This window comes from Pinibacter soli (genome assembly GCF_029961145.1).
In the GTDB taxonomy this organism is placed as follows: Bacteria; Bacteroidota; Bacteroidia; order Chitinophagales; family Chitinophagaceae; genus Pinibacter; species Pinibacter soli.
In genome coordinates this window covers 1,997,575-2,009,588 of record NZ_JASBRG010000007.1, presented here as the reverse complement: position 1 = coordinate 2,009,588, position 12,014 = coordinate 1,997,575, and the positions used below count along the sequence as shown (strand labels likewise).

Below are 12,014 nucleotides of genomic sequence, written 5' to 3'. Positions count from 1 at the left end.
TTTATGTAAATCTATTTACAATGGCATCATTCTTTTGTTTGAATCTTTAAATGATTTATTATGAAAAAGTTATGGTCATTTGAATTAATACTGGCAATTATTGCATTGCTGTTTATAGCACTACTAACCCTCATAATTGCCTGCAACTCTAAAAAGGCTACCACTACTGTAATGGAAAGTAATCAACCTTTAAATAATACGTACTGGAAATTGCTTAAAGTTGATGGGTTTAATCAGGACATCGTTAGTGTGCAGAAAGAAGCTTTTATCAGATTCGATTCAGCTGGTTCAAAATTCAGCGGCACAGCCGGCTGCAACCGCATGACAGGCAGCTTTGTTGCCAGCGGCAATACTATCAAAATTGGCCCTGCGGCTGTTACCAAAATGATGTGCCCATCACCGCTAATGGAGCTCGAAGATGCATTTTCAAAGGCGATTTATAAAGCAGATACTTACTCAATCTCAGGAAAAAAAATGCAGTTGAAAAGCGGCGAAAGCGTGTTGGCGGAGTTTGAGGCAGGAGCGAATTAATAGCTGAGTATCTGAATGACTGAATAACTGAGAATTAGGTTCAATCTTGTTTCCAGCATTTGAACACTCAGTTATTCAGTCATTCAGTTATTCAATCCTTTCCTTTCCATACCTTTGCGCCATGCATTATGTATCAGTAGAAGGTTTGAGCAAATCTTACGGTGTAAAACCATTGTTTCATGACATTTCCTTTCATATAGAAGAAGGTGACAAAATAGCGTTGGTCGCAAAGAACGGAACGGGGAAATCTACCCTGTTAAAAATACTTTCCTCCAGGGAAACTGCTGATGCTGGAACGGTTTGGATCAACAAAGACATTACAGTTGCACTTTTTGACCAAGAGCCGTCTTTTATAGAAGAGGCAACTGTTCGCGAAAATATATTTCACCATAATCATCCGGTTATTCAGGCCATCGCAGCTTACGAAACTGCGAGCGAGCAAGATGATGTAACTGCATTGAATGACGCCATTGTGAAAATGGATGATCTCGGTGCATGGGATTTTGATTCTAAAGTGAAGCAGATTTTCGGCAAACTCAATATTCATCATCTCAATCAAAAGGTAAATACTTTATCAGGAGGCCAGCGTAAAAGAGTGGCATTGGCTAAAACGCTTATAGACATTGGCTTTGAACATAAACACGTTTTACTGATAATGGATGAGCCTACCAACCACCTCGACGTGGCGATGGTAGAGTGGTTGGAGCATTATCTGAACCAGGAAAAAGTAACATTACTGATGGTTACGCACGATCGTTATTTTCTCGATGCGGTGTGCGAAGAAATCTGGGAGCTTGACACAAGCAGCCTTTACGTGTACAAAGGCGATTATGAAAATTTCCTGGAGAAAAAAGCGGCCCGCATTGAAAGCGAATCTGCAAGCATAGACAAAGCGAAAAACCTTTACAGGAAAGAACTGGAATGGATGCGCAAGCAACCAAAGGCCCGTACAACAAAATCTAAAAGCCGCCAGGATAATTTTTATGAAGTAGAGGCAAAGGCTAAACAAAAAATGGAAGACAGCCAGTTGCAACTGCAAATGAAAATGAGCAGGCTGGGGGGGAAGATCGCCGAGCTGAAAAAATTGAACAAGGCTTATGGTGAAAAAACGATCCTGAAAGGGTTTGACTATACATTTAAAAAAGGCGATCGCATAGGAATTGTTGGAAAAAATGGTGTTGGTAAATCCACCTTTCTCAATATTCTTCAAGGCATAGAGCAACCGGATAGCGGCAAGGTGAACATTGGTGATACTGTTGTGTTTGGCAACTATTCTCAACAGGGATTAATAGTGAAGGAAGACGTGCGTGTGATTGAGTATGTAAAAAATATTGCCGAGAGTTTTCCGTTGGCTTCAGGCGGATCGTTAAGTGCATCGCAGTTTTTGAATTTGTTTTTATTTCCACCGGAACAACAATACACTTATATCTCTAAGCTAAGTGGTGGAGAAAAAAGAAGATTGCATTTGTTATCCATTTTGTTTCGCAATCCAAACTTCCTCATATTGGATGAGCCTACGAATGATCTTGATTTACAAACATTGGGTGTACTGGAAAACTTCTTAAGTGAGTTTGGTGGTTGTATTGTGATCGTGAGTCACGACCGGTACTTCATGGATCGTTTGGTGGATCACTTGTTTGTATTTGAAGGGGGCGGTGAAATAAGAGATTTCCCCGGCAACTATACCCAATACAGAATTTGGGAAAAAGATAAAGACAAAGAAGAGGAGGTTAAAACCACTGTCGTTGCAGCTATTGCAGAAGCCGTTAAACCTCAGGCAAGTCCTGCAAAAAAGAAACTAAGCTTTAATGAAAAGCGTGAGTTTGAGATGCTGGAAAAAGAAATTGCTGCACTGGAAAAAGAAAAGCAAACAATAACAGAAAAGTTGGGTGACTCTTCCGTTCCTTTCGAAGAACTGCAAAAACTTTCTGAAAGAATAGGCGTCATTACACAGTGGATTGAAGACAAAGAGTTTAGATGGCTGGAATTAAGTGAACTGGCAGGCTAAGCGAATTAATAATTAATAATTAAAAGTTAAGAGGGCGGCATTCATCATTGAATACCGCCCTCTTAATTTCTAGAACGCAAAAAGAAGCTACGCTTTTAGTATGGTGCTACACCTATTAATTATTAATTGAAATTCCTCATTTTACGCTTCAAACTCTATATGCACTCTACAACCTTTTCCCGGTGCAGAATACACACTGCAGCGGCCGTCATAAAGATCCACACGGTTGCGAATATTTTTTAGGCCAAGACCATTCTGGTAGGAGGCATTTGTATTGAATCCCTTTCCGTTGTCTTCCACGATCAATTCAACCATAAGTCCTTTATTTCTGATGATGACAGATATTTTTGTACAGTCTGCATGTTTCAAAATGTTATTGAATTGCTCCTGTAAAATTCTATAGATCATCAGTTTTTTCTCCCTGCTCAAATGGGTTTCATCAAAGTCAGTATGAACGATCTCTACCGCAATACCTGATAATTTTTCAGTATCCTCGAAGAGATTAATAATATTGTTTACGAGGCTTGTATTTTCAGTCGACGGCGGAGTGAGTCTTTTGGAAAGGTTTCTTAATTCGTTGATCACCTGCACCACGTGTATGGAGCTTCTTTCCAGCAGTTCATGAAGCTGATCCGGTTTTGCAGATTTTGCGGAGTCGATATATAATTTAGTGGTTGCAAGAAGCTGATTGATGTTATCATGCAGTTCTTCCGCCAGAAAAGCTCTTTCTTTTTCCTGTGCTTTTAATATCGTAGTTGCAATGCTTTGCTGGTAAGATATTCTTTCCTCATATAAATGTTGCTGCATAATCTGCTCTTCTTGAAAACGGTCAAAAATACAAAGGAAGTATTGTGCATTTCCTTCTTCATCCTTAATGTGTTGCATGTTAACGTGACAAGGAACGATTCCGTTGTTCTTTGAAGTAAGATCTACCCAGCCATGATAATAAGGAAGATTGCCTGAGCGCATCAGATCCTGCCAGTAGTTGTAGCCTGTATTTGTTTCGCTTTTATAAAACTCAAGGTAATTTCTGCCTATTGCATCGGCCGGAGTGAGATCGAGGAACCGGGCAAGTTTTTCATTTACGTACAAAAGTGTGCCGTCAAACGACATCTTGCATACACCAACCGGCGCCTTATTAACCATGTCCTCAAATTCACCATCTGTCTTCACAACAGACAAATGAGAGGACGATTGGTCTTTTAATGGCTGGTTCAAATTCATAAGTATTCTGGAGCCTCTTTTGGTAAAGGATTTATTCAAAGATAAGAACTACCCAAACACAAAAAAACTATAATATTTGTATCGGGTCACCATTCAACCCCAAAAAAGCATGCCAATCTATGAAAAAGAAATGCAGCACAACTGCGCTGCATAATATGAGTTTAAATGATATGTGTAGTTTTTTATTTTCTTCCGAAAACTTGCTTTAAGATATCAGTAATCTGGGCAGTAGGGTTTGTGCGGATTTTCTTTTCTTCTTCTCCCACATAGTAAAAAATGCCATTTAATGCTTTGGTGGTTACATAGTTAGTTAAATCAGGATCTACCTTCTTAAAAGATACTTTATTGTAAGCTGAGAAAACCTCGCTCCAGTATTTGGTAGCGTTTGTTTTTTGTAGGGATTGCTCAATAACCGGTTTAAAAGAACTTGTAAGATCGCTATTGGTGGTTTTACGCAAATAAGATGTTGCTGCGGTATCAGCGCCTTGCAAAACGCCCAATGCATCTTTCACACTCATACCTTTGACAGCATTCAGGAAAATAGGGGCAGCTGTTTTTGACGCATCTTCAGCGGCACGGTTCACACTGAGGATCGCGTCGTCCACCAATTTACCCATTCCCATAGAACGCAGCGTGGATTCTACTTTTTTCGCTTCTTCTGGCATCAGGATTTTTACCGCAGCGTCTTTAAAAAAACCGTCCGCAGCGGAAAGTTTTGAAGTGCTGTTTTGAGCGCCCACATTCAACGCTTCCTTCAATCCCTGAACAATTTGATCGGTAGAAAGGGAAGAACCGGAGGTGTTATTGGTTCCCGAAACTGTTGAGCTCGCTTTTTTTAATAAGCCATTTAGTCCGCTTGTTTGAGCAAAAATGAGGTTGTAGCTAAAAGACAGGGCGGTTAACAGGACAAGTTTTTTCATGTTGGAATTTGTTTTTTAAATAATTGGTATCACAAGCCGGATTTATAGACCGTAATTAATACGAAAAGTTTAGTCTAAAAACGGGTCACCAATATATGACGTTTTGAAAACGTAAAACCTGCGTCCGGTATTATTATTTTACGATATTTTTGCCCTTCAACATTAATATACAGATGAAAAAAGTGTTCTTAGTATTAATTTCAGCGTCTCTTGTCGGAAGTGCGATGGCACAACAGCAGAAAGCAAAGACGCCTGCAAAGCCAGCTGCAAAATCAACGGCTGCAAAACCTGCGGCGAAAAGCACGGTAGTGATGAAAAATGCGCTTGATTCTGTGAGTTATGCCATTGGATTAAACGTGGCACAATTCTATAAACAACAAGGCATCGATAATATCAATACAACATGTGTTCAAAAAGGTATGGCGGATGCTTTGGCCGGAAAACCTGCGTTAACAGAAGATCAGATGAATATGGCGGTTGGCATGTACATGCAAAAAATAAGATCTAAAAAAGCCGAAGCAAATAAAGCCGCAGGTGCTGCTTTTCTTTCTGCAAACAGCAAAAAGCCAGGCGTGGTAACATTGCCAAGTGGATTGCAATATCAAATTATTACGCAAGGCACTGGCCCTAAGCCGTCAGTCAGCGATAAAGTAAAATGTCATTACCATGGTACACTAATCGACGGAACTGTTTTCGATAGTTCAGTAGAGCGTGGTCAGCCGGTTGATTTTCCTGTAGGAGGTGTGATCAAAGGTTGGGTGGAAGCATTGCAGTTAATGCCTGTAGGAAGCAAATGGAAACTGTTCATTCCTTCTGATCTGGCTTACGGCGACAGAGACGCTGGTCAAAAAATTGGTGCAGGTTCAACATTGATCTTTGATGTAGAATTACTTTCTATCGAAAAAGAAGAACCAGCTCCAGCAGCGGATTCAACAATGCCAAAGCAGTAAAAGATAATGAGTTGTGAGTAATAAGTTTTGAGTGGTAAGCTATGTGATGCTTTATACATCGTTTGCGAGCCATTCTTAATTCTTAATTGTTAATTCTTAATTTTCCACCATGGGTATCTCAGATCAATTACAAAAAATGAAAGCAGAAAAATTGGCTGCAAATAAGGCTGCTGGTGCGGCTTTCCTTGCAGAAAACAAAAAGAAAGAAGGTGTTGTGGAACTGCCAAGTGGTTTGCAATACCAGGTAATTGTAGAAGGCACAGGTGCTAAACCTGGTCTTAGAAATAAAGTAAGATGTCACTATCACGGCACGCTAATCGATGGAACAATATTCGACAGTTCTGTGCAGCGCGGCCGGTCAATTGATTTCCCTGTAAGCGGAGTAATCAAAGGTTGGGTAGAGGCATTGCAACTAATGCCTGCAGGCAGCAAATGGAAACTGTTCATTCCTTCTGATCTTGCTTACGGTGATCAACAAGTAAGTCCGCAAATCGGGCCGGGCTCTACGTTGATTTTTGATGTGGAACTGATAGAGGTGATGTAGGGAAATTGAAAATTGAAAGTTGAAAATGGTTGAGGAAACTTTCACGATTAAACATAACAGATTCAGTTTCGCATAAAAAAAGCAGCCTTCAAATTATTTGAAGGCTGCTTTTTTTATGCGAACTCTTATTTCTCCATTTTCAACTTTCAATTCTCAATTATTATAAAGCAACTCATAATACTCGTCTGCCATTCTGTTCGATTCAAAGCCATTCATAACATCTTCCATTCCGTTGTAAACAATTTGTTTCCACGCGTCGCGGTTGTTGTAGTAAGTTGGGAGAATTTTATTTTTTAGAATGTCGTACAATGCTACAAGGTCGTGCTCATCCTGCTCGTAGACGGATGTGTTTAAATCTGCGGGAGGCACTACAAACGAGTTGATGCCATCTTTTTCAAATTCCGGGATCCAGCCATCGTTGGTGCTGAAGTTTACGGCGCCATTCATCGCAGCTGTCATGCCACTTGTACCGGATGCTTCACGTGGTACGCGTGGATTGTTTAGCCACAAATCTGCACCTTGTTTCAATCTTTTTGACAGGAACAATTCATAGCCTATCAGCACCGCAACATTTTTATAACCTCTGCTAAGATTTACAAGATGATTAAAATCATTAATCGCAGGATAATCCATTGGATATGGTTTCCCCGCCCAGATGATTTGTACCGGATATTGCGTGTTGCTGGTTAGTTCATTGAACCATTCCAGTTTTCTTGTGATCAGATCAGCTCTTTTATAACCCGCAAACCTGCGCGACCAAACGATTGTAAATACATTCGGATCAAAAAGTTTTCCGGTTTGATCGGCAACAATATCAAATGTTCTTTTCTTCAGGTAAGTTTTTCTCTCGTCGAATTTATTGCTGTCGTTGTTGTTTTTGGCCTCATACAAATGTTTGTCGGCCCAGTATTTTCCATTTTGAGAATTGGTGATGGAAATGATCGGACAAACGCCGGGATACTTTTTCCACATTGCCCTTGCTACTTCTCCGTGCAATTTGGAAACGCCGTTTGCAAGGCGTGCAAAGCGAAGCGCTACAAGCGAGTGGTCAAAGAAGTTATCTTGTAGTCCTGTCAACGCACGTACTTCATCCACACTCATGTTGCCGAAGTAGCTCATTTTCTGGCAAAGGAAAATATCGTGTTTTTCGTTGCCCGCTTCTTCCGGTGTGTGCGTGGTGAACACGAGTTTCTTGCGAACCTCTTCGATATTGTTTCCAAACTTTTTGTAGAGATAAAACGCTGAACTGATACCGTGTGCTTCATTCAGATGATAAACATCCGGATTGAAATTCAATTCATCGATCAGTTTTGCGCCACCAACGCCAAGCAATATGAACTGCGCCACTTTGGTAGCAACATTCGCATCGTATAATCTGTGGGTGATTGTTTGTGAAACGTAGTCGTTTTCAGGAATATCTGTACTTAATAAAAAGATAGGTGCAGACTTGAATGTTTCAGGTTTCAGGTAAAAAGCTTTTACCCAAACCGGGGCATCATGTACAGTGATCTGAAACTTAATTCCCGTGTCTTCCAGGAAGCTGTAGTCCTTCGCCATCCAGCCTACCTGCAAGGTTTGGTCCATATTTCTTCCCTGGTCGTAATAACCGTATTTCCACAAAATACCAATACCTATAAGGTTTTGCTGCAATTCATATGCACTGCGCATGTGCGATCCAGATAGAAATCCCAAACCACCACTGTATATTTTTAGGGGTTGATGGATGGCAAACTCCATACTGAAATACGCCACTTTCTTCGAATACTTTGCATCTCCGCTGTAAGGAACCTTGTAATTTCTAAAATCCATTTGAATTAATTTTTGTTTTTCGATTCATACATTATGGCAAGATATCCTAAAATTGAGCCAAAGGTTATCGGTCAATAGTGAAGCGTGAGTGGTAGGTCGTGCAACAAAGATCACCAATGCTACGCTTATGAAACATGATAACACCCGGCAAGCATTTGAGTTTAGTCATGAATATTTAGTTGTTCACTATTTTATGATTCTTTTATCTCTTTCCTTTTAACGCTTTTTTCACAGGAATTACCCTTTTCGTGAATGAGCCTTCAAAAAAACATTTTATATCCCGGTAAGAGCCGCAGCCGCCAACTTCTCTCATGCTAACATTTTTACCCGAAAAAGCAAAATCTATCACACATGGACTGCCGGTTTCGCTAAAGCGAATAAGTTTATCGGTAACAATTTTTGCTTCGCCTTTCAGCTCACCTTTGCAGGTGCCGTCGTCTTTTTCAAAGTGCACAAAGAACAACATACGCGAAGCATTGCGTCCATCGCGGAAGGAAATGAAATTCTTTTTATTTTGAACGTAATCTCCCGCCAGTTTGTGTTTAGCAGGAAGCGTATCGATCGGGTTGAATATTTCTTCTATTTTCTTTGCCATTCCGTTGGACTCTGTTAGGATTAACGTAAATCCTCCCGCGCCATTGTAAATAAAAACGTCTCTTTTGTACAAAGCTTCTTTGTCGGGCTGGCTCTGCTGGCTGAAAGTGGTTAGCGTATATTTTGTATCCATTGTAGCGTATGCAGACGTGGCTTTGTCATTATCCGCAACGATCAAAGGCTTGGCAGCTGCAAACTTTTTCTTTTCGTTGAAAACGGTAACATACACCACTTTTTTGGTTGCAGTAATTGCTTTGCTAAACAAATAGGTTTCACCACTTTTCACCGTGACTTTCGAAAGCGGTATGAATAAAGGTTTGGATTTGTGAAAAACAGGAGCGATGACAGAATCCGGTACAAATTGTATGAAAATGCTGAAAGGAATAGTGTCAGCGTTTTTTTGCTGAAATACACTATCAGCGATAGTTAAGGGCAGTTTTGCCTCTTCGTAAAGACCAAGAAAATCAGCTATTTCCACCTTTTCTCCTTCCACCACTTTGGTCTTTTTCGATTTACAATTGGCAAAAAGACCAACGAGGCAGATAAGTACAACGTACAGTGAATTCTTCATATTAGGACTTGTTCTGGGGGCTAAAGTAACCATTTTGTTGTTATGTATGCATTAACAAACAAGCTTTTGGGCTGGCGATTTCAAAACTATGCCCTATTTGAAAATTTGAAAATATGGGAATTTGAAAATTCTTTCTGCACAACGTTTCAATTTTAAATTAATTCGAGAAATATCGGGAAACAAATAAAACACCCCAGTGACGCACCCAAGGCATTTTCCATAGGTTTGGTTATCTCATCTAAAAAATTTAGATTTACCTAAATTTATTTTTAGAGAATTTTAAAAAATGAAATACTCCTCCAGTAAAGAGAACTACATAAAGGCCATTTTTCACTTACAAAAATCGAATGAGAGTGTTTCCACAAATGCATTGGCAAATGCCTTGCAAACAAAGCCAGCTTCGGTAACGGACATGCTTAAAAAGCTTAAGGAGCAAAAGATTTTGCAGTATGAGCGGTACAAAGGCGTTCGTTTAACTGCAGAAGGGAAAAAGATCGCTTTGCTTATTATAAGAAAGCACCGTCTCTGGGAATATTTCCTGGTGGAAAAATTGCAGTTCGGATGGGAAGAAGTGCATGAAATAGCAGAAGAGCTCGAGCATATCAGCAGCAAAAAATTAATAGACAGGCTGGATGATTTTCTTGGTAATCCAAGAAAAGATCCGCACGGTGACCCAATCCCGGATGCGAACGGTAAAATGCCCGTGTTGCAACAAATATCATTGGACTCCATTGAGTTAAATAAACCAATGGAAATTACCGGCATCGGCAACCAGACGCCGGAATTGATGGAGCTTTTGCAGCGGACCAATATCAAAATTGGTTCGAAGCTGGAAGTAAAAAAGAAATTCAGTTTTGATAACTCGCTTGAAATAAAAATGCGCAATGCTGCACCGTTCATTATCAGCCAATTCTTAGCGAAAAATTTACTAGTCAAAGATGAGGAATAACAGCAACAATCAACATGTTTCATTACTTGATGTGCATGAATCTATAGACACTACACAACCTAAAAAACGTTGGAAAAGACTGGCTGCTTTTATTGGACCCGCTTATCTCGTAAGCGTTGGCTATATGGATCCGGGAAACTGGGCGACCGATTTGCAGGGTGGTAGCAAATTTGGTTACAAACTGATCTGGGTATTGCTCATGAGCAACCTGATGGCATTGTTGTTGCAAAGCCTCGCTGCCAGGCTGGGCATTGTGCGCCGTCGCGACCTTGCACAGGCTAACAGGGAGGCATATCCCAAAAGCATTAATCTCATTTTGTACATACTGGCAGAAATTGCCATTGCAGCTACCGATCTTGCGGAGGTACTAGGAATGGCGATTGGTTTGCATTTGCTTACCGGCATTCCTATTTTGTTGGGCGTATTGATTACAGTATTGGATACTTTTCTGTTGCTCATTTTGCAGAGGTTGGGTATGCGGAAAATGGAAGCCTTCATTGTGATGCTTATCGCCATCATTGGTATTTCTTTTTTAATAGAAATAATTTTTGCGCAGCCAAATCTTCATGACATCGCAGGAGGCTTTGTTCCCACGATACCAAACAGCGAAGCGTTGTATATTTCCATCGGTATAATCGGAGCAACGGTGATGCCGCATAATCTTTACCTGCATTCTGCCCTGGTACAAACGAGAAAAATCCAACGGGATGAAACGAGCATTCGAAGGGCGATTAGGTTCAATATTTTCGATAGCGCAATAGCTCTTAATCTTGCGTTTTTTGTAAATGCCGCGATACTCATTTTAGCCGCTGCTGTGTTCTTCAAAACTGGACGAACAGATGTGGCTGAGATTAAAGATGCGCACAGAATGTTGGAACCAATGCTGGGTACTTCACTCGCTCCGGTTTTGTTTGCAGTTGCACTGATCGCCGCAGGTCAAAGCTCCACAGTTACCGGTACACTCGCGGGGCAGATCGTAATGGAAGGATATTTGCGATTGCGTATAAACCCATGGCTGAGGCGTGTAATCACAAGGCTTTTGGCGATTATCCCGGCAGTGGTTGTAATTTTGATTTATGGAGAAAATGAGCTGGATGACCTCTTAGTTTTTAGCCAGGTTATATTAAGCATTCAATTAGGATTTGCTATTATTCCTTTAATTCATTTTGTGAGTGATAAAGAAAAAATGGGCGTGTTTGTCATTCCACTTTATGTGAAAATATTATCGTGGATAGTGACGAGTATTTTGCTTGCTTTGAATCTTAAAATGGTGTTCGAGCAATCCATTGAGTATTTGCAGAACAGTCACAATACTGTTTCCAACTTCTTTGTAATCGCGGGTCTGGTAGTGTTGGTCTCTTTGTTGGCAACGGTTTTATTGTTCCCTTTTATTCGCCGCCGCATGGAAAAACCAATAACTATCCACGCGCAAAACACGGGCTTCAAAAAAGTCGATGTGCCGGCTTTTAAAAGAATTGCCGTGGCATTGGACTTTGGTGCAAATGACTCAAAAATATTGTCGTTTGCCATGGCACAAGGCAATCCGAGTACAACTTTCATATTGATTCACGTGGTGGAAAGTGTTTCTGCCCAAATGCTGGGGGAGGGCAGTGCCGACTATGAAAGCCTAACCGACCAGGAGCAACTCGACCTGTATGCTGCTCAAATAAGAGAAAATGGATTTAATGCCATAGCACAACTCGGGTTTGAAAGACGCACCAAAGAAATTGTTCGCATTGTAAAAGAACAGTCCGCCGACCTGCTTGTCATGGGTGCCCACGGCCACACAGGCTTTAAAGACTGGCTTTACGGCGAAACGATTAACAATGTGAGGCATGAACTGAAGATACCGGTGTTGTTGATCAATGTTTAGGTATAAGTCTCTAGAAATTAATAATTAAAAATTAATAGAGC

10 protein-coding genes are annotated in these 12,014 nt (G+C 40.6%); 6 read left to right on the top strand and 4 right to left on the bottom strand.

What is annotated here, in order from left to right; genetic code table 11:
• Positions 1 to 60: 60 nt before the first annotated feature.
• Together QJ048_RS18555 and QJ048_RS18550 are read left to right on the top strand one after the other, a co-directional pair.
• Positions 61 to 531, top strand: a complete 471-nt coding sequence (locus QJ048_RS18555; protein ID WP_282335908.1) for an META domain-containing protein — start codon at positions 61 to 63, stop codon at positions 529 to 531.
• A 121-nt stretch (positions 532 to 652) separates the two neighbouring features.
• Complete coding sequence (locus tag QJ048_RS18550) at positions 653 to 2,539, top strand: ABC-F family ATP-binding cassette domain-containing protein (protein ID WP_282335907.1); 1,887 nt, start codon at positions 653 to 655, stop codon at positions 2,537 to 2,539.
• 141 nt (positions 2,540 to 2,680) lie between these two features.
• Here the strand turns inward: QJ048_RS18550 and QJ048_RS18545 are convergent, their stop codons facing one another.
• Together QJ048_RS18545 and QJ048_RS18540 are read right to left on the bottom strand one after the other, a co-directional pair.
• Positions 2,681 to 3,763: a sensor histidine kinase gene (locus tag QJ048_RS18545; protein WP_282335906.1), complete on the bottom strand. Its 1,083-nt coding sequence runs from the start codon at positions 3,761 to 3,763 to the stop codon at positions 2,681 to 2,683.
• A 182-nt stretch (positions 3,764 to 3,945) separates the two neighbouring features.
• Positions 3,946 to 4,683, bottom strand: a complete 738-nt coding sequence (locus QJ048_RS18540; RefSeq protein WP_282335905.1) for a DUF4197 domain-containing protein — start codon at positions 4,681 to 4,683, stop codon at positions 3,946 to 3,948.
• Positions 4,684 to 4,856: 173 nt separating this feature from the next.
• On the opposite strand from QJ048_RS18540, the gene bamJ (QJ048_RS18535) reads away from it, so the two are divergent.
• Together bamJ (QJ048_RS18535) and bamJ (QJ048_RS18530) are read left to right on the top strand one after the other, a co-directional pair.
• Positions 4,857 to 5,633 (top strand): BamJ family beta-barrel-assembly machinery protein, encoded by a 777-nt coding sequence (gene bamJ / locus QJ048_RS18535; RefSeq protein WP_282335904.1) that lies wholly within the window; start codon positions 4,857 to 4,859, stop codon positions 5,631 to 5,633.
• A gap of 109 nt (positions 5,634 to 5,742) precedes the next feature.
• The gene (gene bamJ, locus QJ048_RS18530) at positions 5,743 to 6,177 is read left to right on the top strand and encodes a BamJ family beta-barrel-assembly machinery protein (RefSeq protein WP_282335903.1); all 435 of its coding nucleotides are present in this window, start codon (positions 5,743 to 5,745) and stop codon (positions 6,175 to 6,177) included.
• Between the two features lie 153 nt (positions 6,178 to 6,330).
• Here bamJ (QJ048_RS18530) and glgP read toward each other — a convergent pair whose 3' ends face one another.
• The gene (gene glgP / locus QJ048_RS18525) at positions 6,331 to 7,986 is read right to left on the bottom strand and encodes an alpha-glucan family phosphorylase (protein WP_282335902.1); all 1,656 of its coding nucleotides are present in this window, start codon (positions 7,984 to 7,986) and stop codon (positions 6,331 to 6,333) included.
• 202 nt (positions 7,987 to 8,188) lie between these two features.
• Positions 8,189 to 9,151 (bottom strand): hypothetical protein, encoded by a 963-nt coding sequence (locus tag QJ048_RS18520; protein ID WP_282335901.1) that lies wholly within the window; start codon positions 9,149 to 9,151, stop codon positions 8,189 to 8,191.
• Positions 9,152 to 9,437: 286 nt separating this feature from the next.
• Here QJ048_RS18520 and QJ048_RS18515 point away from each other — a divergent pair, with 286 nt between their 5' ends.
• Together QJ048_RS18515 and QJ048_RS18510 are read left to right on the top strand one after the other, a co-directional pair.
• Positions 9,438 to 10,100: a metal-dependent transcriptional regulator gene (locus tag QJ048_RS18515; protein WP_282335900.1), complete on the top strand. Its 663-nt coding sequence runs from the start codon at positions 9,438 to 9,440 to the stop codon at positions 10,098 to 10,100.
• A complete protein-coding gene (locus QJ048_RS18510; RefSeq protein WP_282335899.1) occupies positions 10,090 to 11,973 on the top strand; it encodes an Nramp family divalent metal transporter in 1,884 nt (627 codons plus the stop codon). Before QJ048_RS18515 ends, QJ048_RS18510 begins: the two co-directional genes overlap by 11 nt.
• The last annotated feature ends 41 nt before the right edge of the window (positions 11,974 to 12,014 follow it).